Here is a 24,356-nt window from a genome sequence, read left to right on the forward strand (position 1 = left end):
GCCCCCTATAATACATCAAATCATTCACACTGCGTATCATTTACAGAAAAGCAGATAAATCTTATCTATAATTAAGACTAATCACTGCAAGAAATACATAAAACATTTATGCATGAGATTCATAAAATCTAAAAAGCCTCTTGTCGCAAGAGGCTTTTTGTTAACGCTATCCGTTCCTAACTATTATTTCATAACCCAGACATCAGATTTACCCGGGATATCCCCACGAGTCCACCACTTGGCCTGGTAGGTATTCCCTTGATAAACAGTACTCTCGCCGCCACTATATGCTGTGTTAGCACTCCACTCCATCACTTTAGATTTATCGGTCAGTTCCCAGACATCATTTTGTCCAGGTATATTGTTCTGCGACCACCACTTAGCCCGATACTCAGTACCATTATATTTGACCAGGTCGCCGCCATTGTAAACTTTAGCGCTATCCCATTCATCTGCCGACGATGAACTGGCTGGTGTGTCCACTGAAACATCCTGACTCAATGCGGAAATATTTCCAGCAGCGTCTACTGCGGTAATCTGATAATGGTAATTTGATGCCCCATTGACTTTACTGTCAGTAAAACCAGTGGTAGTAATAGTTCCAATACTGATACCATTACGGATAATATTATAGTGCTCTACACCAACATTATCTTTTGAGGCAGACCAACTGAGCGTCACGCTGGAGCTTGTGACTTTAGTGGCCTGTAAGTTTTGCGGAGCCGTTGGTTTCTCATTATCAGCTTGCTCTGCTTTTTCTGTTGTGATTTGAGTCGCTTCACTAACATCAGAGCGGTTATTCGCTTTATCAAGAGCAATGACATAGTAAGTGTAAGTTGTCTCAGGCAAAACATTCGTATCAACGAAACTAGCCTGAGATGAAGTAGATATTTTGTCACCGTTACGCCAAATCTCATATTGCGTCACACCAACATCATCCCGAGAAGCGCTCCAGTTCAGTTTCACTTTATCAGAAGCGGCCTGAGCAAAAGGTTTTCCAGGTTTCGTAGGAGGTGTCACATCGTCAACCACTGGAATGTCACCATTGATCAACGACTCATAGCGATTAACAAACTCGTAGTTATAGGCATTACCAGCGGAATTGCGTCCACCATCCCAGTTGACTGACCATGTCATAAGCCCCTTAATTGGTGTGCCGTCCGCAGCTAATTTTTCAAACGTGCTTCGAACATCTTCAACCTTCTGCACATAGCCGGTTGCCGCAGCATCTATATTGCTGGGTAGACCAATAACAAATTTATTGGCTGGAATTTGCTCAAAACCACGGGTACCATGGATGATAGAATCAGTAAGATAATACAAGAACTCCGCTTTACGATTATCATCATTCTGCGTTAGCCAGCCTACTCCATCGACCCATACACCATCACCACCCTGGTTATAAAATTGTGGGGCGATAAAATCGTAGTCGTCCTTTAGTGCCGTGATATATTTAATATAGTTGCCACCGGTCCTCAGATAGGGAAACTCAGGTGCCATACTGATAATAAAGTTCATTCCTATATCACGAAAGTGTTGTTTAACAATCTTTAGCGCGGCAGGAATAACTGTCTGGTTATCTCCGGCAACAATAGCAGCTTGCTCCAGATCAAGATCCAGACCATCAAACCCATAGGTATCTACCAATCTGATAATTTCATCAGCAAAGGCCTGCTCCTGTCCTTTATGCAGTTCAATATGAGCTTCGGCCCCCCCCAATGAAAGTAACACAGGCCTACCCTGTTGGTTTAGAATACTGATCTGAGCCCGAAAAGCCTGATCGGTCATGTTATAAGGTTTGAATGTTGGAATACCTTCACCTTTCATAAATGCGACGGCGATAACATTATATCCTGATGGAATATCAGATAGATTCATATCAGCAGGTTGTCCTTGCTGATAACCAGAACGAGCGGCACCGGGCCAGTTGTGCCAAAATCCTACCAGGATATCTTTGTTATTAATATCCGGCATAGAACTTGCCATATCGCTGCTGTAGGCAGATGTACAATTCAGAGCACTGCTCAACAAGAGCCCTAATGTAATAAAACTGTTACTTAAACGAAAATTCATTTAACTTAATCCTTGACGATACAAATCATTTATTCGCTTCGAATGATATTAAAAAATACAATCCATGGCGCTAAGAAAGCTGAAATTAATGATAAAGAGCATTCTCTTTAGTTAAGATAAATTAAGATGAGTTTTCTGGAAAACTTTATTTACACTGTGAGTGATTATTATTTGCTGTCATTTTTCGCCATACCCCCCAATCTCCGTCAGCGCCTGGCTTATTGCCTTGCGTCCACCAACCGTTCATCCAAATACTTCCCTGCCATGAAACTTTAGTGCAGGGAGATGAGTAGATTTTATTCGCTTCCCATTGCGGTTCGACCGGCTCAGAGGCATTTACTGTAACGCTAAAATCAGCTACTGCACGCCGGTCTCCGGAACTTCCCGTCGCAGTAACATGAATATCATATTCCCCTGGTGTAATCTCAGCCGAGTTCAGGACAAATTTATTTCCAACGACACTCACGCCATGCGTCACTCTTTCTCCAGCATGCATAACCTGCCATTGGAAACCATCCGCTTTCGGGATATTGGTTTGAGCCAGATAAGCGCTTTCATTTCCTTGCATAATTGTATGATTTCCGAGGATCTCAACTTTCGGGGGCACTACCGTCACTTTTACCGTATCCGTTGCGGTATCAATGCCATTGCTCGTTACGGTAAGTTGATAAATTGCCTCACCCGTAGTTTTTACAGGGACGATAGCTTCTGCGCTAACACTGCTCACTTCTTGCGCATTACGTGAGGTGCTGTCTTTTCGAAGTTTGAATTTGTCACCTCCCTGAACCAGGGTCCACCTGTAGTTCACGGCATTCTTACTGCGGCCGCCATCTAACTTATAGGCAAATGCCCAGTTATTTGTGGCTACCGCCTCAATATCTTTCCCTGCATCCGCTACAGGCATCGTTTCCTCACGATTTGAATAATCATAAGATATATTACTGTCACGGTTTTCCCATATAGGATCTAAAAGTGGGAATAGGGACAACTGGCTAATAGTATTCAGCGTTTCTGTCGATGGGTTCAGTCCCCACTGCTTAAAGAATGGCGTTAAGTCATATCCTGCCACCCGACTGGTTTCCAGAATGAATTTCTGAATTTTCTGGACTGACGTAGTTGGCTGTTGGGCTGTGGGTAGTTCACGATAAAGTTTTCCAAGACGTGAGTAAAAATCGTTGCCAAATGTCAAATCCAATTGCCAGAACATACCCAGTTTGGTAAATACTCCTTGTGTATTAAAATCTTTTTTCGACTGTTTAAGATAGGGAAATATTTTTTTGTCCCATTCACCGGATGTTTCCAGTCGGGATGCAAGCCCAAAGCTGCGCTGCATATAAAGCGATGTAAGGTTAACGGTAACCTCTGTCAGTCCATCCCACGTCATTGGCTTCATCTGGAACTGATGCCCTAGCTCATGCCATGCTCCCCATGCGTTGGTTGTCAGCGTTTTATGGTTAACCACATCCCCGATAGCCTCATCGCTGCAGGTTTGCAATCTCCATGTCCAGGCATTCATATAACCTGTACAGCCATCTGGATTATCCACGCCAGGTAAGGAAATGCCATCCACCCAATGAAAACGATGGGCAATTTTCTGGTTCACGCTGGTAGTATTTTCTTCAGTTAACCCATACTGTTTTTCTGCTAAACCAATAATATTATCCCAGTCCTTAAGCATCGTATCTGGCCCAGTTGATGGAATAATCTGAATCGCCTTATCTTTACGCAACGTCAACATGACTTTGTTGCTCAGAAGCTCCACATAAGGGGAATCCGGATAAGCATCTAGCATCGATGTCCAGTCCTGGTCACGGTTAACACCCAAGCTGTATCGTGGGAAAGGCTCGCCTCCCGATTTTAGATTGACCTTGATATCGCCTTTGACAGGATTACTAAATAACGCAAAATAAACAATACCACCTTTTTCAGAAGTGATAATATTTTCACCACGAGTTAGAGGTTTTCGGTATGCGTGACTGAACTTATAAGTACGGTCATCTGGTTGTGACACAAATAATTCAACAGTTGGTTTTACATCGGCAGGATACTCAAGATCAATAACCAGTACCTCCCCCTTTTTCACCATATACCCCGTTGACTGTAATGGCGACTGCTCAAATGAGCGAAGCTGTTTACTCACAACACCATTAGGCGATCCTGGTTGTGCTAGTGTAAATTGTCGTGGGGCAGTCAATGAATTTATATCTGATAATTGAGCACTTTTTGCAGAAAAAATACCTGTCTGACTTGCGCAGGCAACGATCGGGTTAAATGTATATAAGCCGAGTACTGTAACAGCGATCAGTGAAAGTTTTGACGGTGGTATATTCATCATGTATCCATTATGAAATACAAAAATAAAGGGGCATAACTGCCCCTTTCAGTACATTAATCTTTAATTACGACATCCGGGAAGTTTTCTTCCACACATTTTACGTAATCACCTTTATTCAGGGCGGTGTTAGAGCTGTTCTGCCAGTTCGCTAATTTGCAGGCATAAGATTTACCACCCGGGTTTTCAGCGACCCAACTGTCATCTTTTACCCAGAACAGCGGCGTCGCAGCACTACCAGTATCGGAGAATTGCTTCATGCCTTTACAACCCAGGACTTCCGTGCTGGAAATCGGCACCCCCAGTTGTTCGGCAAACGCTTTATAATAAGAGATACGGTTTACGGACTGCTGCACCTCTACGCTGCCGCCACATTCAACACCACCGTTGATAATTTGTGTGGTCACACCAAAGCCAGGTAGCAGGCCATCCGCTTTATCATGCGCGTTTGGTTGCCATGAACCATCCATCACGGACTGCATACTTGGTTTTGGCGGTTGCGGCTGGACATAGAAGAAAATAGCGCTCGCCAGGTTCAGCCAGGTATCAGCGACAAGCTCAGGTTTCTTCAGCAGAACATTCACATCACCAAACATGGCCTGAGAAAACGCACCGTAGTTAAAGTTGTAACTCAGCTGCTTCGCGCCACGGCCAAAATAGCTCATCTTATGGCCTTCAGCATCCATTGCGCATGGCCATACCTTACCCTGCCAGGTACCTGCGTCACATGTCGCTCCGGTGTACTTATCGTAGTCTTTTTCAGACAGGCCCATTTCACGAACCCAGTGCAAACCTTGCTGCCACGGGGCAACGTCGCTATTCGGGTCGTGTTCACCTGTTTCCTGCGTAAAGTGAGCAAACATCGTTGCCAGGGTTTTACGGCAAACTGCGTCGGCATCACGCCCGTCACTAAAATCACCACACAGAACAGGGAATTTACCCACTGCTTTCAGGAAATTTTCATAGGTATAAGCCGGATCGCGATGTGGGAAGAAGAAATCCCATTTTTTCGCATCGATAATTTTTTCTACACGCTTAACGTTTGCAGGATTGCTGCTCGCACCAGGCTTGATTTGTTCAACCAGTGTATTATCCAGTGTCCGCAGATCGTGGCGGATTTGTGGGATTTGGGTTGCATTGATGATTGCGTCTTCTTTGGCATCCAGATCTTTACGACTGAATTCCGGACCCGGCTCAGGCGATGCGCCATAAATGGCCCAGGCGGCATCCCACCCATAACCAACTCCGGGTTCATAGGCCGCAGCAAGACCACCGCACCAACCAGCAACTTTACACTCGTAATCTTTCCCTTTATTAGAAACGACGTCCCCTGCTTTGTATTGTGTACCCGCGACATACTGCGGATATTGTGACGGCGTAGGATCGGGATCGGGCTGTGGATCCGGGTCAGGCTGTGGGTCTGGATCCGGAACCGGCGTATCCCCTGAAATTTTTTTCCACACGTTATCCCAAGTGTGTTCAGCAGTTGGATTCGGTTTTTCCCCCGGATTCACATACCATTGCGCTTCATAGTCGGCGCCGGAATATGTTACGCGTGAACCACCCTGATAAATTTTTGTCGCATCATATTTATCATAAGCCGCAGCATTAAACGAAAGCAAAATACTTGAGGCCAGTAATGACAGAATAACCTTATTAGTTCTCATTTAACTACCAATCCTTATTGTAATTTCATATCCTCAGGTGTTAACGCCATCCTTTCTACGCCCCCTGTGGATTCGATGTCTTCTTCAGATGCATTCATCTAAAGCCTAAATACATAGTGGCCATTTTTATGCCAGATATGTAATTCCCAGCAATAAAACCATCAATTAAAGATTGATACAATTGCTAACGCATTAAATATCTTAGTCTGAATCATTGATAGAATTTTCTATAATTGAGAATCACTAAGTCTCAAAAGCTCACCTTAAATAACATTTCTGCAATATCACGGCACTAACTTTAACCAGAGCATTCTCTATTAAACCCTCAATTATTCTTATTTAACAGGGTGGGAATAATGGTACCATGAGCTAACTTTTCACTGACAATACAATTTCAAGCATTTATATTTAAATAATTTATTTTTAGGACACATATGAAAAACACACATAATAAAAAGCAACAAGGATTTACTCTGCTTGAGCTGCTTGTGGTATTGATGATTATTGCTCTACTCGCGGGTTTTGTTGGTCCAAAATTGTTCTCACAAGTTGATAATGCAAAGGAAAAAACAGCTTTAAGTCAAATGAAAGGATTTTCAGATGCACTCAGTCAATACCGCCTTGATGTAGGCCAGTATCCTGACGAACAGCAAGGTCTGAAAGCATTAATGGAGAAGCCATCCCAAGCTTCAAACTGGCGCGGACCTTATCTGAGCAAAGCAATACCCAATGACCCATGGGGAAATCCTTATCAGTGGCACAATCCGGCACGCTCTAAAGAGACAATGAATGATGTTGAAATTACAGCCACTGGAAACAATGGCCATCCTGTTGTATATGGTTTTTAAACATGAAGACATCACTACTTATTGTCATAACGGTATTGATATCATTTTCAACGCATGCAACATGCTGGATACAGGCCGGGCAACGATACAGAATAGAACCTGAATTACTGCAGGCAATTGCCATCACCGAATCCAGCCTGGATAGTAAAGCTTTACATCAGAATAATGATGGAAGCTACGACATTGGCCTGATGCAAATTAACAGCAAACATTTGAAGCATCTAGAGAAATACAACATCACCAAGGATAAATTATTAAGCTCTCCTTGTCTAAGTGTAATGACCGGCGCCTGGATTCTCTCAGGTTTCATTCAGAAATATGGCTATAGTTGGGAAGCCATTGGTGCCTATAACGCAGGTGGGTCGGAGAATCGTGCACAATTACGGAAAAAATATATCCGACGTGTAATCCCTAATTATCTGAAACTGAAAAACAACATTAACTGATGCATGCATAATTCTATGGCTACTTTCTTTGATGTTACAACCTTACATAATAATAAGCGAAAGGTAATAAAAATTAAGGCTTCCTCTGTCGCTGATGCCCGTGCCATTGCTAACCAAAACGGTATTCTGGTCATCAATGTAAAGTCTACCCCTGGGATTTCGATATCTGATAAGAAATTTCCTTTATCGTTATTCATTCAAGAACTGGCGGTACTACTCGATGCTGGACTGGTGATTGTCGAAGTGATTGAGGCCTTGTATGAGAGCTATCATGATAATTATCAAAAATTAATACTTAAAGAATTACTCAATGCGTTATATAGCGGATGTCAGTTTTCAGATGCCCTGAAAACCTTACCTGATATATTTCCACCACTGTTAATTAATACGGTAGCATCTTCCGAGCAAACAGGTCTTTTGGTAGTCACGCTGAAACGTTTTTTACAGTACGAAAAAAGAATGGAAACGTTACGTAAACGCATAAAAGCAACCATGCTATATCCGTGTGTTGTTATCAGTGCCGGATGTCTAATTATCTTTTTCTTATTGGGGTTTATTATTCCTCGTTTCGCGATGGTATTTGACGGAATGAAAAATCTTACCGGAAGCGCCCAATTCATTGTCTGGTGGGGACATATGACCAGAGAACATGGCATGGCGCTGCTTATTGTAACGTTTACAACAGCAATGCTGCTGATCTATGCCATCCGTAGTCAGAGGTTACGCAATGCGTTATTACGTCAACTTCTTTGTATTCCACAATTTAGAAAACAATACTGGACGGGTATTTTTGTCAGATTTTACAGAACGCTAGGGCTATTGCTCCAGGGAGGAATGCCTGTGCTTGACGCATTAACACTGACCAGCGGTCTGTTACCTGCAGAACATCAACCTCGACTGAACAAAATGATGCAGGAAATACAGGCCGGTAAATCATTATCCTGGACGTTATCGCATTACCAGCTCACTACACCTGTTGCCAGCCGTTTGTTATCTGTAGGAGAAAACAGCGGCGAATTACCGGAAATGTGTGAACGCATTGCTGCGTTCTATGACGAAATACTAGAACGCGCTATTGAGACATTTAGCAAAGTTTTCGAGCCTGTATTAATGCTGATTGTGGGAGGCCTGGTTGGGCTTATCGTTTTCCTTCTTTACATGCCAATTTTTGAAATTGCTGGAGGTTTATCCTGATGTCAAATTTACCTTCGTCATGGCATAATTTACCTGCTGAAAAACGTCTACCCTGGCTGGAGGAAGGATTCGCCAGTACTTTTTCACAAGAAAAATTAATAACGCTTGCCGCTGAACTGGGATTATATTCCTTAACACTGGAGCAACTCGAACAGGTTGAAATAAATTTCTCCCGGATTTCATTGCAGGATTCACTGGCGCAACAGGTGCTTCCCGTTCGTTACCAGGATATCGATTTTGTCTTACTGACCGACCCTTTCTCATTACCCGTAAGGCAATGGGCACAACGCCACATCCAGCGCTTGACGCTCTGCTCCCCCCTGTGGGTAAAAGAACGTTTACGGGAGCTTAAGCAGCAACAGCGGGCTATGGATCACGTCGAAACGCAAATCGTGGAAGGTAATGCGGAAGAAACAGTTCTTGAGATCACGCCGCAAAATATTGCGCAGGAAAAAAGCCATATTATCAAACTGGTAAACGCAACATTATATGACGCATTACAAAGCCGGGCAAGTGATATTCATCTTGAGAGCATTCCGGATGGGTTGATAATAAAATATCGTATCGACGGGGTTTTGCACGCAATTACGCAGAGTAAAGGCGACCAGAACGCTGAACAGGTTATTTCCCGTCTTAAGGTATTAGGCAATATGGATATCTCAGAACGTCGTGTTCCACAAGATGGGAGGTTCAAGGCCATAATCCAACAGCGTGCGGTAGATTTCCGCGTTTCAATTATGCCCAGTATTCATGGGGAAGATGCAGTCCTGAGGGTGCTCGATAAAAGTCACGATAAAAAATTGCAGCTGGAAACCTTAGGTTTTGATAAACCGACACTCCACGCTATGCAAAAACTGATGCAAAGCCCGCATGGAATGGTGCTTGTAACCGGCCCTACGGGCAGCGGTAAATCAACCACCCTTTATTCAGCTCTGAGTGAACTCAATACCGGTGAGCAGAAAATTATCACAATTGAAGATCCCGTAGAGTATCAATTAGAGGGTGTATTACAAATCCCGGTAAATGAAAAAAAAGGGCTTACCTTTGCGAAAGGGTTGCGTGCCATTCTTCGTCACGATCCCGATATTATTCTTGTTGGGGAAATACGTGATAGTGAAACAGCAGGTATTGCAGTCCAGGCGGCGTTAACCGGACACGTTGTACTGTCATCTGTTCATGCTAATAATGCGTTCAGTGTTATTGAACGCTTTCTTTATATGCAAGTGGAGCCTGTCAGCCTAATAACCGCGTTAAACGGCGTGGTAGCACAGCGACTGGTACGCCAGATTTGCCCAAATTGCAGTACCCCATACACGCCCTCTTCTGAAGAGATTGCTCACTGGAATATTTCTGCACAACAACTGGCTGATGGTAAATGGCAAAAAGGGGCTGGCTGTAAAGCCTGCCGGAACAGCGGTTATCATGGCCGCCTCGCTCTGGCTGAAGTATTACATTTCAGCGACGCATTTAAAGAAGCCCTCCTGGCCAGAACCTCAATAAGACAACTTCGAGAATGCGCGTTAAATGAGGGTTTTATTCCTATGCAGCAAATCGTGCTTAATACCGTAAGTCGGGGTCTGACGACAATTCAGGAGGCTCAGCGTGTTATTTCCGTTTCTTAAGCGTTGGCAATTTCTGTTACAGGCAAATCAGTTTTCCCTGTACAGGGAAAGCCATTGCCATTATCAAATAACCGTTCATCCTGATATTCCACTGAATGAGCAGATTATGGACTTAGTCGGGAAAATCCCCGTGAATCTTCCCTGGCAGAATAGCATCGAATTTATTCTCGATATTCCTTACGTTCAGTATGCCCTTATCCCCTGGCAGGCAGGGTTACTCACACCGACAGAACATTGTCAGTATGCGGCGATGCTGATTGAAACTCAGCATAATATGCCTGCCGATGCTACAAAAATTACGTTCTTTGATCATCGCTATGGCGAAAATGCATTCGCTGCTGCAATGGCATCTGACCTGTTTGTCACGCTAAAAAATATTGCTTCTAATGCTCGATTACGTTTTCAGGGGTGTAGCACTCCATTTACGCATGTGCTTAATAATGCAAATAAAAAATTACCTGAGAATATTATTCTGGCTTGCATTGGTAAAGATATCAGCAGTTATGCCATCCGCTATCAGCAATGCTGGCACAGTGTTTTATCGCTCCATATGCCTGAAGCTGAAGCAGCAGAGCAGATCAAAATTATCAGTCAGCTTGCGGGCGTACCCGAGCTTCCCTGGGAACAAGTGGGTTTTCTATGAACCGGCATAACTTTCGTACCCGCTCACCTTTTTCTGTTTGGTTCAGCGCAGTTGCCATCATCATTATTTGCATACTCACGCCCCGAGTCTGGAAAAAGTATGAACAAAAGGTCATGCTGACCTCTCAGCTCTCCGATGCGAAGGAAAAATGGCAAGCGCATCTGAATGCTGTACATGAAATACAAAAAAAACAGCAGGAATTTAATAAAAAACGCACCCGACAGAATTCTCCCTTAGAAATGGGTGGATTCGTAATGACGGGAAACGCCTGGTCAAAAGATATTGCGTTGCTATCACTCAGTTCAAACACTCAGGAAAAGAAAATTCACCTTGAGCTGGCGACAAAAACGCTGGATAGCCTGTTGAATTTTATTATACGTCTAGAAAAGCAAGGTGCAAAGGTATCGCTGGAAACACACAGCAAAGAAATGCAGCTCCCTGCCCCCTGGAAAATTAAAGCAACATTAACGATGGAATATGGTCATGGCGCTTAAATCCCCCCCTGCTATCAACATTAGCAAAATACGCTGGACTATAATCTCCTGCTATGAGCAGACTGGCGTACTGCCCTTTATTCTTAGCGCCATAGTTTTATTCCTGTCAATTTACTGGGCCATTTCTTTACGACCAGGAGTCAATGACCTTGAATCTAGTCTGACCAAAATTCAGCGTTCCTTGAGCATTCCTCTGCCTGGGGTTAAGGCTACGGCAAATCACTCGCAGCAGGCGATTAGCACTACGGAGTATCAGCAACTTAAGACACTTTTTGCCATACTGAAAAAAAACAGTTTGCAGGTTAATGAAAGTCACTATCAAACATCGTCCGATCGCGGCGAGTTTAATAATGAAACGCTGATACTGGATATTCCTCTTTCAGGCGATTATCCACATCTTTATCAGTCCTTGCAGGAAATAAAAGCTTTACTCCCTGTGACCATTGAGGCAATCACGCTATCTCGTGAGCGTCCCGATAGCACAGCATTGAACATACTACTGCGCATTACGCTGAAGAGTGCTAAGTCATGAAACTACCACGCTACCTGAAAATCTTATTAGCGTTGACGGTCATTCTCCTTGTCTGGGCGCAGATAGCGGATCTTCAACAGCCTGAACAGAATGACATCGTTGCCATGCCAGCACAGTCTGTCCGTCACACCCAGAAACCGATAAATGCCCATAAAACCACCGCAGCCTTTGTCGATCTTTTTCCCTGGCAAGGAGAAAAAAAAGCCATCTCCAAAACCCCTTCCGGACAGCGCGTGACAGCTCAACAAAGCAAAACTCCCGCCCTGCCTTTCAGAGTCGCAGGCGCGTGGTGGAGTAACAATCAAAGGACCATCATTCTTACCAACGGCCATCAAAACTGGATTGTCTGCCACCACTGTAAAGCTCCCGAGCACATCTGGATTGGCGATCGTTTGAACCATGACTGGCAGTTGCAGGAAGTGACTGCAGGTCAACTTATTTTTCGCTGGCTTCCTCAGCAACTCGATCAGCATCTTGCGCTGGCAGAACTGGAAACAAAACCCACATTATGAACATGAACAAAACCAAAATAGCGATGCTTATCGGCACCCTTTTACTGAGCGGTTGTGCATCCACGCCTGAGGTGCGACTGACTGCTACCTCCGGCGAGCAGCAAGAACTCGTCACGAGCCTGGCGACACTTGAGCAACAGCGTCGTCTGGCCCCTACTGACATTACCCTGAAAAAGCAGGAACAGGTAACTAGGACCCGTCTTGTTAATCTCTATTTAAAGCAGGCCGATAAAGCGATCGCTGAACACGATTTTCAGCAGGCTGAACAGGCCTGGCGTACGGTTTTACGCTATCAGCCGGGGAATATGCGTGCGCAACAGGGATTACGCCACAGTCATTCCCGATATTCCGTTGATGCTCTATATCAGGATGCCGTCAAACTTGCCGAAGAAAACCCGGAGCTGGCACTAAAAAAAATCCAGGAAGTCCTGGAAGAGAGCCCTGACTGGCCGCAGGCCACAATCCTACGTGATCGCTTATTACGACAACTTGCGGCCAGCCAGTCACCGGATATTTCGTTAGATAAAGAGTTACAAAAACCAATTTCTCTCAATTTTCCTTCACATAACCTGATGCAGATATTCACCACTATTTCACATATGACGGGTGTAAATTTCATTTTTGATAATGACGTTCCGCGTGATATGAACGCCAGTATCATCGCCAGAGATACCACGGCGGAGGATGCAATCAATTTACTGCTCGTTTCGCATGAATTGCGCAAAAAGGTGCTAAACAGCAATACGTTGCTGATCTATCCCGCAAATCAGGCGAAGGATAAAACCTATCGAGAGATTGCGGTTAAAACCTTTTTCTTGAGCTATGCAAAGGCAAAAGAGATCAATGTTGCCTTACGCAGCCTACTCAAATTTAAAGATATCCATGTAGATGAGCGCACGAATACGCTCACCATTCGAGCGCCACAGGATATGCTGGACACGGCAGAACGGCTGTTAATGACCCTTGATCGCCCGGAGGCCGAAGTAACGCTGGACGTGGAGGTTTTGGAGGTCAACACCAGCGATGTTGAAAATCTGGGGATTAACTATCCAGGTTCTGTGGGTGTTGGATTCGCAACCAGTGAGGAGAACGGGAATAATATCCCTCTGACTGACTTTAGCAAAAACAATCTGTTCGTAAACCTGGGTGATAAGAAGGGGGTATCAGTCGATATCAGCAAAATTCGCTCTCATGCCAGAATTCTGGCTAACCCGCGCATACGGGTAAAAAATAACAAAAAAGCGCAAATCGAAATCGGTGAGAAAATCCCGGTGATCACAAATACCTTTAATGACAACTTTTCGAGCGAAAAAGTAGAGTACCAGGATGTTGGGCTGAAGCTTGAAGTGACGCCGGATATCAGTCTCGAAGGTGATATCGGTATGGATGTCAATTTTACCCTGAGCAGCCTGGGGCTGGCGCAAACCGGCTCGAACGGCCTCAAATATTATGGCACCAACAACCGTACTGCCAAGACGGTGCTCAGTAGCCAGGACGGTGAAACCCAGATGCTGGCGGGCCTGATCAATGAGGAAAACAAGGATAACAGCAACGGCATTCCCTGGCTGAGCGACATCCCGTTGATTGGCCGCCTGTTTGGCAGTTCGGGGCAGGATGTAAAACGAACCGAAGTCATCCTGCTGATTACACCTCATATTGAGCGCAGTATTGATCTACCCGGTAGCCATGTCAGCACCATTCCCATTGGAACCGAAAATCTGCCAGGCGAGCAGAACACCATTTTGCATTCAGCAGGTCATATTAATGTGGGCGATGATAATGACACGGCAGTCCCCGCTTTAACACCGCCTCCGCATGAACCTGAAGAACACGCCATGCTTCCCCCTGATGGTACGGAGCAGACACAGTAATGTATCAACAACGTGGTTTCACTCTGGTAGAGATGATGGTAACGCTAACCCTGATGGCTATTCTCGCTACAGCCGCGCTACCGGTGCTTGAAAAACAAGTGCAGAGGCAAAAAGAAGAGAAGCTCGAACTTGCATTGCGGCAAATCAGGGAAGCCATTGACTCATGGTATGACGCCAGCAAGGAAGGTCGAATCGACGTATCCCCGGATGATACGCACTATCCACCAGCTCTCACCGCGCTGGTCAAAGGAGTGCAGGATAAAAAATCGCCAAATGAAAAAATAATCTACTTTTTACGGTCCATCCCGCGCGATCCCTTCTGTGATTGCGATGAAAAAACGGCAGAGCAGACCTGGCGTATTCGCAGCTATGAAAACCCGCCAGGTGATTACAGCCCCGGTAGCGATGTTTATGATATTTCCTCGTCAAGTCGCGCCACCGGTCTGAATGGAGTTCCCTATGCACAATGGTGAAAAAGGATTTACGCTAATTGAACTTCTGGTGGTACTGGCTATTATTGCCACACTTACCACACTGGTTGCTCCGCGCTATTTTCAGCAAACTGAACGCGCCAAAGAGGTAGTATTAAAACACAACCTCAAGACACTGCGCCTCACACTGGACCAGTATCGGCGCGATCGGTTTGTTAGCCCGGAGAAACTCGATGAACTGGTCACAGATGGCTATTTGCGTCAGCTCCCGGTAGACCCGTTTACGCAAAAAAGGACAACATGGGAAGTTAAAACAGATGATGACGGGCAAATTACCGATATACACAGCGGTTCTACTAAAAAATCACAGTCGGGTGAGTCCTATGCTAGCTGGTAAATCAAAAGAATCAGGATTTACATATCTTCTCTTGATAATTTGGCTCGCCATCGTCGCCATCATGCTGCTATGTAGCGAAGAACATATTGCAGCAAACTGGCGTAGGCAGAAAGAAGCGCAATTATTATTTACCGGCGATCAAATCCGAAAGGCAATCCTTAATTATCGGGATAACCCTCAATCCGATACCTGTTTTCCAGTAAGTTTTCAGCAGCTTTCAGAAGATAAACGCGGAGGACGAACAAGCTATCTGCTGCGTCGCCACTACCTCGACCCATTTACTGGGAAAGAATGGGGAAAGCTGTATGATAAAGAGAACCGCTGGATTGGTGTATACAGTAAAGGTGAAGGCATACCGCTAAAAAGAAAGCGCTTCCCTGCTCACTATGAGGAATTTGAAAAAGCGAAAAGCTACGCCGACTGGAAATTTATCGTTGAAGAGGATCCCGCTGCGCCTCACCCTGATCATTGTCGAACTGAATAAATAGCTAATCTGAAAGTAATTCTTGCTCGAATTGTTGCTGACACTCATAGAGCTGAGTAGCATATTTGTAAAATATTTTCCCCTGGTGGGTCAATGTACAGGGACGGCAGCGAATAAGGAGTTTTAGCTTTAATTCGTCCTCCAGCGATTTAATACGAAACGAGACCGCAGAAGATGTGATGTGTAGTTCATGAGCCGCTGTTTCGAAGCTTCCAGTTTCCGCAACTGAGATGAAAGTAAGGATTTTTTTAAAAGTCGAGCGCATCTGAAACCTCGTCAGTAAAAGAGAATTATCCTGGTTGAAAAACAGTCTAGCACTGGAAATCGGCAAGATAAATCTGACTAGTCAGAAAATGGTATACCAAGGAATACCTTAAATCACATAACACAAAAGAAACATTCAACATTAAAAATCAACAACCAAAATTTTTTTTAAGGAGCCCAAAAAGAATTTTCTTTCACTCACAATAGACACTATTATTTTCGCATACCGAAATTTCCCTGTACAAATGGCCAATGCTATGAATATTCTTATTGCAAATGAACAAAAGCTTTTCCGACGTGGTCTTGCTTCATTAATAAACAACATGTCTGACGGAAAATTCTCTGGCTCAGACGCAAAGTCTACATTCAATATTGTGGGTGACGTCTCTTCCCCCTGCGAATTGATAAACAAATTGACAAATAGCCCGGTAGATACTTTGCTGCTTGGCTATTCATTGAAAATGAATGAAGACAGCCATAATCCCGTATCTTCTCTGGATGGTTTAAATCTTGTCAAATGGCTCAAGAAAAGATTTCCAGATTTGAAAATCGTTGTTATGTCATCTTATAAGCATGCTCCAATGATTCGCACGCTGCTTGAAATGGGTATCAGTGGCTACATCAGCATGGATATCAGCGAAAGAACACTAAAAGAGGTTCTAATATCTGTTAAAAATAATGAGATCTATGTAGAAAATGTAATTATGCGCTCACTTTTTCTACACCAGCAAAATAATCCATGCACGCTCTCATTGAGAGAGTCAGAAATTTTAAGATTACTTTGCAGGGGATTAAGCCTGACGCAAATAGCCGATAAAATGAACCTGAGCATCAAAACAATTAGCGCGCATAAGATACGCGCCATGAATAAACTTGATGTGGATACGGACAGTAAACTTTTTATTTACCTGTCTAAAACAAAACTATTCGAAATGGCGCTCTAATCTCAGGAGCATCATACCTTGTCATCATGTTGGTGTAATAGTAGCATTTTAAATCGAGATACGGCCCGGTGAATTATATCCATAACATACCTGTATTTTCCTGGTTACTGTACGTTTTAGTTGGGTTGTCAGCAGGAAGTTTTATCAATGTCATTGTCTACAGACTTCCTTTAATGACCATTCATAATACACAACGGCAGTTCAACCTCTGCTTCCCCTCCTCGTATTGCACAACATGTTTGCAGCCTTTGCGGTGGTTTGAAAATATTCCTCTTTTAAGTTGGCTGGCACTTAAAGGAAAATGCCGACATTGCCATCAAAGCATTTCAGCTCGCTATCTTTGCGGTGAGGTTGTGTTTATGCTCATCACCCTTCTTAGCGCCTGGATATGTCCCGATATCAGCACGCTGATCGCGTCGCTGGTGTTCAGTGCATGCCTGCTGGCGCTTTCACAGATTGACATTCAATATCAACTACTCCCCGACTCGTTAACTTTAACGTTGCTCTGGGTTGGTCTTTGCTGGCATCTACTTCCTGGGGCTGTTTCACTTTCCGATGCTGTATGTGGCGCGATAGCAGGTTATTTATCTTTGTGGATTACTTTTCATCTGTTTCGATTCATCATCGGGAAAGAAGCGCTGGGGTACGGTGACTTCAAGCTTCTGGCGGCTCTCGGCGCATGGCTTGGCTGGCAACAACTTCCTCTTTTGGTTCTCATCGCCAGCATGGCAGGTATCGCAGTGAGTATTATGGTTTATTTCCGTAAGGGCTATCTGAATAAGAAACTGGCTTTTGGACCTTTCCTGTCACTCGCTGGATGGTTTTTATTCTATCTCCCTTACATTAACCACTAAATAAATAAGGTTAATATCTTCAGTAAAGAAGATCGACAATACAAGCCAGCATGCTATACTTTAGTTAACAAATTGTAAAATTCATTAACAGGGTTTTTGTCCAAAAATATGGTCATAAGACCTTATGAGTTAGTTAGCAACGCAATTAATTATGACTATCAAAAAAATCGTCATCGCTGATACACATCCGGTTTTTCTCATCGGATTGCAAAGCATCATAAGGAATATGTCTTTCCAGTCTCTTCCATTTGAAATATGCGGCCAGGCTGAGAATGCACCTGACCTGCTAAAACACATAGATGAAACTCGACCCGATATCGTGATGGCAAACTTATCTATGCCCGACGGTAGATTCAGCGGCATTCCGTTTGTACGCTATTTTAAAAAGAACTATCCCACGATTCGTTTGATTGTCATCATTCCTAACGATATTCCTGCGATGGTGCAAACTTTACTCTCATATGGTGTATACTGTGTTATTAACAAGCAAGGGTCGTCGAAAGACGTTGAACAATGCCTCTCTGATTTATATCATGATATCCCTCCAACCATTCATCCATTAAATTCTCTGTCACCACTCAGCCCTAAAGAAGCAGAAGTACTTCACTTATTAAGTATTGGTCACTCTATCAATTCAATCGCACTCATGCTTAGCAGAACAAAGCAAACGATAAGCGCGCAAAAAATAAGCGCCATGAAAAAAATCGGTGTCAATTCTGATCCCGATCTTTATAGCTACTTACGCGCAACCTATATGTAATAAAGTTCAAACATTTAGTGTTTGCAATAACTTTTATTTGACTTTCTTCTTTGCTGCTCCATTTCCCCCTCTGTAATTTCCTTATTAGTTAAGAAAATTCGCAATATCATGCAGATTACTCCTCGACAAATATCAGGATATTCACTAGTAACTTTTTTATTAACTAATGATATTATTTCTTCACCGTCAGTTAATGATTTTATATCTAAGGTACTGTTGGCTTTTCCGACGATAGTATAGTGCCTGTAAGATGCAAAATTTATTCAACCATCGCAGCTGACAATTATCTAAATGCATTTCTAATCAAACTTTGGTAAAGCCCATGAGTAATACGCAACATAAATTAGATAAGGCAAGACCTCCGCGTGTGCAAATCACCTATGATGTTGAAGTTGGTGATGCACAGGCAGCGAAAGAGTTACCGCTTGTAGTTGGGGTTATGGGAGATTTCACTCAGGCAACTGATAGCTTGCGCGACCGTAAATTCCTGAATATCGATAAAGATAATTTTAATGAAATTATGGCATCGATGAAACCTGAAGCTGAATTCCTGGTTGATAGCGTCATGCCCGAACAGGAAGGCAAACTGGCTGTGTCACTCACTTTCCAAGATATGGATGACTTTTCACCGGATAATATTGTTCGTCAGGTAGAACCGTTACGTAAATTAATGGAACTCCGCGAACAGTTAAGCGATTTGCGTAACCGTGCCGCCAGCAATGAACGCCTGAAGGAACAGCTTGCAGAAATGGCAAAAAAACAAAACGAATTGCTGGGGCATACCCCACCTGAAGGGGATGAAGAATGAACAGTGAACAGGTTTTAAACCAGAATGCTGAATCCTCATTTAGCGATGACTATCTTAATCAGGTGATTGATAACACTCAGGCGATTCGTCGTGAGTCTGACCGTGATCGCATGAAAACCCAGTTGAACCATTTTCTGGCTGAAGTCCTCGCCGGTGCGGTAGTGGTATCTAGCGATCTAATCGGCAGCATAGAACAGCGAATTACTGCGATCGATGAACTTTTATCTCATCAGGTCAGTCAGATTATCCATGCCCCTGAGTTTCAGAAAAAAGAGTCCTCCTGGCGTGGCCTGCATAAGCTGGTACAGTCCAGCGTGACCGATAATACACAAATCCGCCTGCTTCAATGCACTAAACAAGATCTGATTAAAGATTTTAAATCTGCCAGCGATTTCGATCAGTCGATGCTCTTCAAGTGTGTTTATGAGAGTGAATACGGCACCTTCGGTGGCACGCCATTCTCCGCATTCGTTGGGGATTTTCAGTTCGACAACACTCCGCAGGATATTAACTTGCTGGAACAGATTTCCCATGTCGCCGCCGCTGCACATGCGCCGTTCTTGAGCGCTATCGCTCCAGGCATGCTGTCGATGAATGACTTCTCAGAACTACCACGCCCGCGCGATCTGTCAAAATTGTTTGATACCACAGATTATGCCCGTTGGCGTTCATTCCGCCAAAATGATGACAGCCGTTATATCGGTTTGACGCTACCCCGGGTCCTGGGTCGTGTGCCGTACGGTAGCAAAACCATCCCGGCGGAAACCTTCACTTTTGAAGAAAAGATCCGCGAAGATGAATCTGGTAGCAATTACCTGTGGATAAACTCAGCCTGGGAACTGGCGGGTCGCATCATCGAATCCTTCGAAGAGTATGGCTGGTGTGCATCGATTCGCGGTGTCGAAGGTGGTGGCCTGGTGAAATCGTTACCTGCATATAACTATATCTCCAGCAGTGGCGAACGAACTATGCAGTGTCCAACACAAGTGGCCGTTTCTGACCGACGCGAAAAAGAGCTCTCGGATCTAGGTTTTATCCCACTAGTTCACTGTAAGGGCACGGATTATGCAGCATTTTTCGCTGTTCAGTCCATAAATAAGCCTCGTCTGTACAACTCAAATGAGGCAAATGCAAACGCGCGCCTGTCAAGCCAACTGCCTTATATTCTGGCGACATCCCGTTTTGCCCATTATCTGAAATCGATTGTTCGCGACAAAGTCGGCAGCTTCATGTCCCGCGCGGAATGTGAAGTCTATCTACAAAATTGGATCATGCAGTACGTCGTCGCGTCGGATAACGCCGGTCCGGAAACAAAAGCACGCTTTCCCCTACGAGAAGCGAAAATCGAAGTCATTGAAGTACCGGGTTTCCCGGGTACCTATCGTGCGATTGCCTGGCTGAAACCACATTTCCAGCTTGAAGGTTTAAGTATGTCCCTGCGTTTGGTCGCGGATTTGCCTTCCACTACCAGCGCTTAATCCCTTGTTAATAAAGGAATATATATGTCTAAATTGAAAGATTGTCAGTTCATCGAAATTAAAATTGATGGTAACACAGTTGCAGGTTCTTCTGAAGAAGCGACCTATAAAAACTGGATGGAGGGTTTTGCACCTGCTGGTCTCGCCACTGTAGCAGGGCCGGATGGTGCATATTTTGACACGGTTCATGCAAGTGTTCTGGTGACAAAAGAGTCCAGCGAATTATACGAAAAATATTTGAAGCGTGGCTATAAAAATATCATTATTACAATTGTTCATCGTGGCTCTGACAAATTAAACCAGGACTACGAAATTCAGCGTACTGTATACGAAAACTGTAATTTCAGCAGCCTAAATTTTGAAATGCGCGACCAACTTTTCATGGAACTCACATTTAATTTTGAAGAGTCTGTTCAGGTGACATTTAACGTACCGAATGCCAAAGATGACGGTCTGGATAAAGTCGGACCTATCAAATACAGCATCCCGCAGAAAAAAATCGCATAACCCTTTCCCGGCCGCCTCCGCGGCCGGATTTCAGGATACTCATTATGACTGCATCACTGCTTTCTCGACTTAGCGATAATCATCCTTTTAATCAGGAGAATGATTATCACTGGGCATCAAAAACAGATGAAGCATTCCTCAATGAATTAAAAATGTTACTCATGTCTCGAGCTCGTTGCCCTGATATTGAAGAAATCTCATTAATCAATGGTTCCATACTTAATTATGGAATTGATGAGTCTTTTAGCAAAGTTTATGAAATTAATTCTCGTCGACAGATGATGGAAAAACGGATTAAAAATGCCATCGACAGATTCGAGCCGCGATTGAAAGGTGTAGAACTTATAAGCTATATCAACGATACACAGGAAATTTGCTTTACCTTACATGGCATCTATTTTTCCAAGCCAATCGAATTAGTATTAGCCTGGAATGACTGTACCGGGAGATTCTATTTCAATGAATAGACTTCTATCCTATTACCAAAAGGAACTGAACTTCCTTAAGCAGCATGGCAAAGCGTTTGCCAACCGTTTCCCCAAAATCGCGCGCCGTCTTGGAATGGTCGAAGGCGAAACAGAAGATCCTCATATCAGCCGTTTGATTGAATCTTTTGCTTTGTTAACGTCACGTATTCATCAACGCCTGGATGACGATATCCCTGAAGTTATTGATACCCTGCTTGCTACGCTGGCGCCACAGTTTTTGCGTCCATTTCCTTCGGCTTGCATCGTAATGATGTCACCCGATCCACAAAAATCCGGGCTGACAGGTAAAAATATCCTGCCAGCGGAAACGCCATTATTCACCCGTCAAAGTGCGCCAATACCCTGTCAGTTTCAGACGGTATACCCGGTGACGCTGTTGCCTGTCTCTATTCAGCGCGCTGCGCTGTGTTTTGACAGTGACGAACTCAACTGGCAACTCCAGCTCACTTTTCAGGTCTGGCCAGGCGCAGTGCTTGCTGACGACTGTATCCGCCTCTACCTGCACGGCCCCGGTAATACGGTCAATATTCTTTACACTCTGCTGTGCTCTGAGATTAAAAGCCTGAACCTGCGACACGGAGAGACTAACATTCCTTTAGCCGCCAGTGCCCTGTGCCCGGTGGGCTTCGAGGTGGATGAGGCGATGCTTAGTCGGGATCCGCGCATTGCCCCTGTTCATATTCTGCTGCTGGATTACTTCTGGTTTCCACAAAAATTCTCGTTTATTGATATTCATCTCCCGGCAGGGTTCAGCACAGCAGGCAATGCTACATTTGAACTACAGGCGGTTTTCAAGCGCAACGCCCTGACGGAAAAACTGGAGAAGCTTGCTCCACTGGTCGATGCGAATTTTTTCCGCCTCCACTGCACACCCGCAATTAATCTATTTTCCCAGCGGGCTGAGCCGATCGCACTGAATGATGCCGTGGTGGAATACCCTGTCGTACCGGATACCCGCCATCAGGCGCACATTGACGTCTGGGCAATTGAAGAGGTGTCCGTCCAGCGGAAAGTCGATAACCGTATCGAACATTTCCCGGTGACGCCATTGTTGGAAAATCGCCCCGGCATAGAAACTGAAAATGACGCAGGCCTGTGTTGGCAGCTCTTTCATCGGGATATTCCCGGCACGAAGGAGAGCGAACGTAAACCGTTTATCGCCTTCAGCGCTCATCCGGGACGCACGTCATCCCTTCAGCCAGAAGTGGTTACGCTCTGCATCACCTGTACCAATCACACCCTCCCTCACCAGTTGCAGTACGGCAATCCAGGGGGCGATTTCGATGCACAGGTTCCGGTCGCAGCGCTAAATATTGTGGCACTGACTCATCCTACACGCCCGATTAATCCGCCGGATAAAAGCGCAATGCGCTGGCGTTTTTTTTCGCAGATTTCGCTCAATCAGCAGTTGCTGGACGGCGATCATGGCACACAGCGGCTGAAAGATACCCTGGCGCTGTACAACACGGCAGATAATGCGGAAAAATCTCGCCTGGTGTCGCTGATTAAGCATCTATCGTATCAGCCCGTCACCACCCGGCTTACCAGCAACGATCCACACTCACTGGCGCGCGGTATCGACCTGACCATCACCTTTAGCCATACGGCGCTACAGGAGCCAGAATATTATCTGCTGTGCAGCCTTCTGGATCGGTTGCTGGCGCTGTACGCCCCCGTCAACAGCTTTATCCGCCTTACCACCTGCGTTGAGCACGAGGCGCAGACGCGCCGCGTCTGGCCTATTCGTGCGGGGAAACTGTCATGGCTCTGATACCGATAGTCAGTAAATTTCATTTCTATCAGCAAATCAGACTGCTGTTGCGGAGATTACGTGATGGCCGCACGCCGGATGCCGCTTTGCTGGATGAAAAATTACGCATCGTATCCACCCTTTCGCTGGATGCGCCACGGGGTGAGGTGGAAGAGATACAGCAGGATGGACCTGACGTACCGCTACAAGTCACCGCCTGGCATAATGGATTAACTGGTGCTCTGGGTGCCATGCCTACGGCCTATAGCGAGTGGTTAATTGAACGCCAGTACCGTTATAGCGATCGCAGTGCAAAAGCCTTTCTCGATATCTTTGGTCACCGACTTTACTGCCTCGATTATCTGGCATGGCAAAAACATCACCTGTGCGCCCAGACGGAATCAACGGGTCAGCCTCCTTTACAAACTGCCATTCAGGCACTGTCTGGTCTGCTGATGTCCGACCCTTCTCCGGCACTGGCGCAACATGCTCCACTATTTGCTTCGCCAGTCCGTTCAATGGTCAACCTGGAGAGATGGCTAACGCTGCTCTATGGCGTTCCTGCAGAGATTATTCCCTTTACCGGGGGCTGGCGCAACGTACCTGCCGGGGAGTGCTGCCAGCTTGGCAACCCGGCGCAAAAGCTTAACACCGCGCCAATGATGGGCAGTTCTCGTCTTGAGGTGCATGCGCATTTCGATGTTGTACTGGGCCCCATGACGCCGGAAACCTCACGCTGTTTTTTACCTTCCGGAAACCTCTGGCAAGAAATCTGGTTGCGCATTCGGGACTACGTCGGTCCGGCGATGGATTTCTCCGTTTCCCTGAATATCAGCAGCGCTAACCTCGACTCTCTCCCATTGGGACGACGAGCGTTAGGGCTCGATCTTTGCCTTGGCCGTAACAGCGAATCTCACCTCCATCAGGTTCGACTGCCCGTACCAACTCTTTAATCAG

The 24,356-nt window shown here is 45.0% G+C and carries 25 protein-coding genes; 21 read left to right on the plus strand and 4 right to left on the minus strand.

What is annotated here, in order from left to right; translation table 11 throughout:
- Positions 1–183: 183 nt before the first annotated feature.
- The 3 genes from ACTJJI_RS22840 to ACTJJI_RS22850 form a co-directional block, all read right to left on the minus strand.
- Entirely contained in the window at positions 184–2,073 is a 1,890-nt protein-coding gene (locus tag ACTJJI_RS22840) for a carbohydrate-binding protein (protein WP_440655636.1), read from the minus strand.
- 145 nt (positions 2,074–2,218) lie between these two features.
- A complete protein-coding gene (locus ACTJJI_RS22845; RefSeq protein ID WP_440655638.1) occupies positions 2,219–4,408 on the minus strand; it encodes a M60 family metallopeptidase in 2,190 nt (729 codons plus the stop codon).
- 53 nt (positions 4,409–4,461) lie between these two features.
- The gene (locus ACTJJI_RS22850; protein WP_440655641.1) at positions 4,462–6,072 is read right to left on the minus strand and encodes a glycoside hydrolase family 19 protein; all 1,611 of its coding nucleotides are present in this window, start codon (positions 6,070–6,072) and stop codon (positions 4,462–4,464) included.
- A 434-nt stretch (positions 6,073–6,506) separates the two neighbouring features.
- Here ACTJJI_RS22850 and gspG point away from each other — a divergent pair, with 434 nt between their 5' ends.
- Genes gspG through ACTJJI_RS22910 form a run of 12 tightly spaced genes read left to right on the plus strand, consistent with a single transcriptional unit; the run spans position 6,507 to position 15,546 of the window.
- Positions 6,507–6,920: a type II secretion system major pseudopilin GspG gene (gspG, locus tag ACTJJI_RS22855; RefSeq protein WP_368278905.1), complete on the plus strand. Its 414-nt coding sequence runs from the start codon at positions 6,507–6,509 to the stop codon at positions 6,918–6,920.
- Between the two features lie 2 nt (positions 6,921–6,922).
- Positions 6,923–7,366, plus strand: a complete 444-nt coding sequence (locus ACTJJI_RS22860; RefSeq protein WP_219279627.1) for a transglycosylase SLT domain-containing protein — start codon at positions 6,923–6,925, stop codon at positions 7,364–7,366.
- Between the two features lie 15 nt (positions 7,367–7,381).
- Complete coding sequence (locus ACTJJI_RS22865; protein WP_440655644.1) at positions 7,382–8,560, plus strand: type II secretion system F family protein; 1,179 nt, start codon at positions 7,382–7,384, stop codon at positions 8,558–8,560.
- Entirely contained in the window at positions 8,560–10,182 is a 1,623-nt protein-coding gene (locus ACTJJI_RS22870; RefSeq protein WP_440655646.1) for a GspE/PulE family protein, read from the plus strand. Before ACTJJI_RS22865 ends, ACTJJI_RS22870 begins: the two co-directional genes overlap by 1 nt.
- Positions 10,163–10,825, plus strand: a complete 663-nt coding sequence (locus tag ACTJJI_RS22875; protein ID WP_440655648.1) for a hypothetical protein — start codon at positions 10,163–10,165, stop codon at positions 10,823–10,825. The genes ACTJJI_RS22870 and ACTJJI_RS22875 overlap by 20 nt, the downstream gene beginning before the upstream one ends.
- Positions 10,822–11,319 (plus strand): hypothetical protein, encoded by a 498-nt coding sequence (locus tag ACTJJI_RS22880; RefSeq protein WP_440655650.1) that lies wholly within the window; start codon positions 10,822–10,824, stop codon positions 11,317–11,319. Before ACTJJI_RS22875 ends, ACTJJI_RS22880 begins: the two co-directional genes overlap by 4 nt.
- Complete coding sequence (locus ACTJJI_RS22885; protein ID WP_440655651.1) at positions 11,309–11,851, plus strand: hypothetical protein; 543 nt, start codon at positions 11,309–11,311, stop codon at positions 11,849–11,851. The genes ACTJJI_RS22880 and ACTJJI_RS22885 overlap by 11 nt, the downstream gene beginning before the upstream one ends.
- Positions 11,848–12,363, plus strand: a complete 516-nt coding sequence (locus ACTJJI_RS22890; RefSeq protein ID WP_440655652.1) for a hypothetical protein — start codon at positions 11,848–11,850, stop codon at positions 12,361–12,363. The genes ACTJJI_RS22885 and ACTJJI_RS22890 overlap by 4 nt, the downstream gene beginning before the upstream one ends.
- On the plus strand, positions 12,360–14,234 hold the full coding sequence (locus ACTJJI_RS22895; RefSeq protein ID WP_440655653.1) for a secretin N-terminal domain-containing protein: 1,875 nt from the start codon (positions 12,360–12,362) through the stop codon (positions 14,232–14,234). The genes ACTJJI_RS22890 and ACTJJI_RS22895 overlap by 4 nt, the downstream gene beginning before the upstream one ends.
- The gene (locus tag ACTJJI_RS22900; RefSeq protein WP_440655654.1) at positions 14,234–14,707 is read left to right on the plus strand and encodes a type II secretion system protein; all 474 of its coding nucleotides are present in this window, start codon (positions 14,234–14,236) and stop codon (positions 14,705–14,707) included. The genes ACTJJI_RS22895 and ACTJJI_RS22900 overlap by 1 nt, the downstream gene beginning before the upstream one ends.
- Positions 14,694–15,062 carry a type II secretion system protein gene (locus tag ACTJJI_RS22905; RefSeq protein WP_368278896.1) on the plus strand — a complete coding sequence of 123 codons (369 nt, stop codon included), beginning with the start codon at positions 14,694–14,696 and terminating at the stop codon, positions 15,060–15,062. Before ACTJJI_RS22900 ends, ACTJJI_RS22905 begins: the two co-directional genes overlap by 14 nt.
- Positions 15,049–15,546 carry a type II secretion system protein gene (locus tag ACTJJI_RS22910; protein ID WP_440655655.1) on the plus strand — a complete coding sequence of 166 codons (498 nt, stop codon included), beginning with the start codon at positions 15,049–15,051 and terminating at the stop codon, positions 15,544–15,546. Before ACTJJI_RS22905 ends, ACTJJI_RS22910 begins: the two co-directional genes overlap by 14 nt.
- Positions 15,547–15,550: 4 nt before the next feature.
- On the opposite strand, the gene ACTJJI_RS22915 is transcribed toward ACTJJI_RS22910, so the two are convergent.
- Positions 15,551–15,811: a LysR family transcriptional regulator gene (locus ACTJJI_RS22915; RefSeq protein ID WP_368278894.1), complete on the minus strand. Its 261-nt coding sequence runs from the start codon at positions 15,809–15,811 to the stop codon at positions 15,551–15,553.
- Positions 15,812–16,067: 256 nt separating this feature from the next.
- On the opposite strand from ACTJJI_RS22915, the gene ACTJJI_RS22920 reads away from it, so the two are divergent.
- The 9 genes from ACTJJI_RS22920 (at position 16,068) to tssG (ending at position 24,352) form a co-directional block, all read left to right on the plus strand.
- Complete coding sequence (locus tag ACTJJI_RS22920) at positions 16,068–16,754, plus strand: LuxR C-terminal-related transcriptional regulator (protein ID WP_440655656.1); 687 nt, start codon at positions 16,068–16,070, stop codon at positions 16,752–16,754.
- Positions 16,755–16,822: 68 nt separating this feature from the next.
- Positions 16,823–17,608, plus strand: a complete 786-nt coding sequence (locus ACTJJI_RS22925; RefSeq protein WP_440655657.1) for a prepilin peptidase — start codon at positions 16,823–16,825, stop codon at positions 17,606–17,608.
- A 151-nt stretch (positions 17,609–17,759) separates the two neighbouring features.
- On the plus strand, positions 17,760–18,368 hold the full coding sequence (locus ACTJJI_RS22930) for a response regulator (RefSeq protein WP_440655658.1): 609 nt from the start codon (positions 17,760–17,762) through the stop codon (positions 18,366–18,368).
- A 322-nt stretch (positions 18,369–18,690) separates the two neighbouring features.
- Positions 18,691–19,176, plus strand: a complete 486-nt coding sequence (gene tssB / locus ACTJJI_RS22935; protein ID WP_219279688.1) for a type VI secretion system contractile sheath small subunit — start codon at positions 18,691–18,693, stop codon at positions 19,174–19,176.
- A complete protein-coding gene (tssC, locus tag ACTJJI_RS22940) occupies positions 19,173–20,654 on the plus strand; it encodes a type VI secretion system contractile sheath large subunit (protein ID WP_440655659.1) in 1,482 nt (493 codons plus the stop codon). The genes tssB and tssC overlap by 4 nt, the downstream gene beginning before the upstream one ends.
- 24 nt (positions 20,655–20,678) lie before the next feature.
- Positions 20,679–21,161 carry a hypothetical protein gene (locus ACTJJI_RS22945; protein ID WP_440655660.1) on the plus strand — a complete coding sequence of 161 codons (483 nt, stop codon included), beginning with the start codon at positions 20,679–20,681 and terminating at the stop codon, positions 21,159–21,161.
- Positions 21,162–21,205: 44 nt separating this feature from the next.
- Complete coding sequence (locus ACTJJI_RS22950) at positions 21,206–21,628, plus strand: GPW/gp25 family protein (protein WP_440655661.1); 423 nt, start codon at positions 21,206–21,208, stop codon at positions 21,626–21,628.
- Entirely contained in the window at positions 21,621–23,420 is a 1,800-nt protein-coding gene (tssF, locus tag ACTJJI_RS22955; protein WP_440655663.1) for a type VI secretion system baseplate subunit TssF, read from the plus strand. The genes ACTJJI_RS22950 and tssF overlap by 8 nt, the downstream gene beginning before the upstream one ends.
- Positions 23,411–24,352, plus strand: a complete 942-nt coding sequence (gene tssG / locus ACTJJI_RS22960) for a type VI secretion system baseplate subunit TssG (protein WP_219279698.1) — start codon at positions 23,411–23,413, stop codon at positions 24,350–24,352. The genes tssF and tssG overlap by 10 nt, the downstream gene beginning before the upstream one ends.
- Positions 24,353–24,356 lie beyond the last annotated feature (4 nt).

The organism is Enterobacter sp. 22466 (assembly GCF_052044775.1).
In the GTDB taxonomy this organism is placed as follows: Bacteria; Pseudomonadota; Gammaproteobacteria; order Enterobacterales; family Enterobacteriaceae; genus Enterobacter; species Enterobacter dissolvens.

Excerpts from the sequence above, each read along its gene's own strand:
- ACTJJI_RS22840 (WP_440655636.1), bottom strand. The coding sequence starts at position 2,073 with ATGAATTTTCGTTTAAGTAACAGTTTTATTACATTAGGGCTCTTGTTG.
- ACTJJI_RS22845 (WP_440655638.1), bottom strand. The coding sequence starts at position 4,408 with ATGATGAATATACCACCGTCAAAACTTTCACTGATCGCTGTTACAGTA.
- ACTJJI_RS22850 (WP_440655641.1), bottom strand. The coding sequence starts at position 6,072 with ATGAGAACTAATAAGGTTATTCTGTCATTACTGGCCTCAAGTATTTTG.
- gspG (WP_368278905.1), top strand. The coding sequence starts at position 6,507 with ATGAAAAACACACATAATAAAAAGCAACAAGGATTTACTCTGCTTGAG.
- ACTJJI_RS22860 (WP_219279627.1), top strand. The coding sequence starts at position 6,923 with ATGAAGACATCACTACTTATTGTCATAACGGTATTGATATCATTTTCA.
- ACTJJI_RS22865 (WP_440655644.1), top strand. The coding sequence starts at position 7,382 with ATGGCTACTTTCTTTGATGTTACAACCTTACATAATAATAAGCGAAAG.
- ACTJJI_RS22870 (WP_440655646.1), top strand. The coding sequence starts at position 8,560 with ATGTCAAATTTACCTTCGTCATGGCATAATTTACCTGCTGAAAAACGT.
- ACTJJI_RS22880 (WP_440655650.1), top strand. The coding sequence starts at position 10,822 with ATGAACCGGCATAACTTTCGTACCCGCTCACCTTTTTCTGTTTGGTTC.
- ACTJJI_RS22885 (WP_440655651.1), top strand. The coding sequence starts at position 11,309 with ATGGCGCTTAAATCCCCCCCTGCTATCAACATTAGCAAAATACGCTGG.
- ACTJJI_RS22890 (WP_440655652.1), top strand. The coding sequence starts at position 11,848 with ATGAAACTACCACGCTACCTGAAAATCTTATTAGCGTTGACGGTCATT.
- ACTJJI_RS22895 (WP_440655653.1), top strand. The coding sequence starts at position 12,360 with ATGAACATGAACAAAACCAAAATAGCGATGCTTATCGGCACCCTTTTA.
- ACTJJI_RS22900 (WP_440655654.1), top strand. The coding sequence starts at position 14,234 with ATGTATCAACAACGTGGTTTCACTCTGGTAGAGATGATGGTAACGCTA.
- ACTJJI_RS22905 (WP_368278896.1), top strand. The coding sequence starts at position 14,694 with ATGCACAATGGTGAAAAAGGATTTACGCTAATTGAACTTCTGGTGGTA.
- ACTJJI_RS22910 (WP_440655655.1), top strand. The coding sequence starts at position 15,049 with ATGCTAGCTGGTAAATCAAAAGAATCAGGATTTACATATCTTCTCTTG.
- ACTJJI_RS22915 (WP_368278894.1), bottom strand. The coding sequence starts at position 15,811 with ATGCGCTCGACTTTTAAAAAAATCCTTACTTTCATCTCAGTTGCGGAA.
- ACTJJI_RS22920 (WP_440655656.1), top strand. The coding sequence starts at position 16,068 with ATGAATATTCTTATTGCAAATGAACAAAAGCTTTTCCGACGTGGTCTT.
- ACTJJI_RS22930 (WP_440655658.1), top strand. The coding sequence starts at position 17,760 with ATGACTATCAAAAAAATCGTCATCGCTGATACACATCCGGTTTTTCTC.
- tssB (WP_219279688.1), top strand. The coding sequence starts at position 18,691 with ATGAGTAATACGCAACATAAATTAGATAAGGCAAGACCTCCGCGTGTG.
- tssC (WP_440655659.1), top strand. The coding sequence starts at position 19,173 with ATGAACAGTGAACAGGTTTTAAACCAGAATGCTGAATCCTCATTTAGC.
- ACTJJI_RS22945 (WP_440655660.1), top strand. The coding sequence starts at position 20,679 with ATGTCTAAATTGAAAGATTGTCAGTTCATCGAAATTAAAATTGATGGT.
- ACTJJI_RS22950 (WP_440655661.1), top strand. The coding sequence starts at position 21,206 with ATGACTGCATCACTGCTTTCTCGACTTAGCGATAATCATCCTTTTAAT.
- tssF (WP_440655663.1), top strand. The coding sequence starts at position 21,621 with ATGAATAGACTTCTATCCTATTACCAAAAGGAACTGAACTTCCTTAAG.
- tssG (WP_219279698.1), top strand. The coding sequence starts at position 23,411 with ATGGCTCTGATACCGATAGTCAGTAAATTTCATTTCTATCAGCAAATC.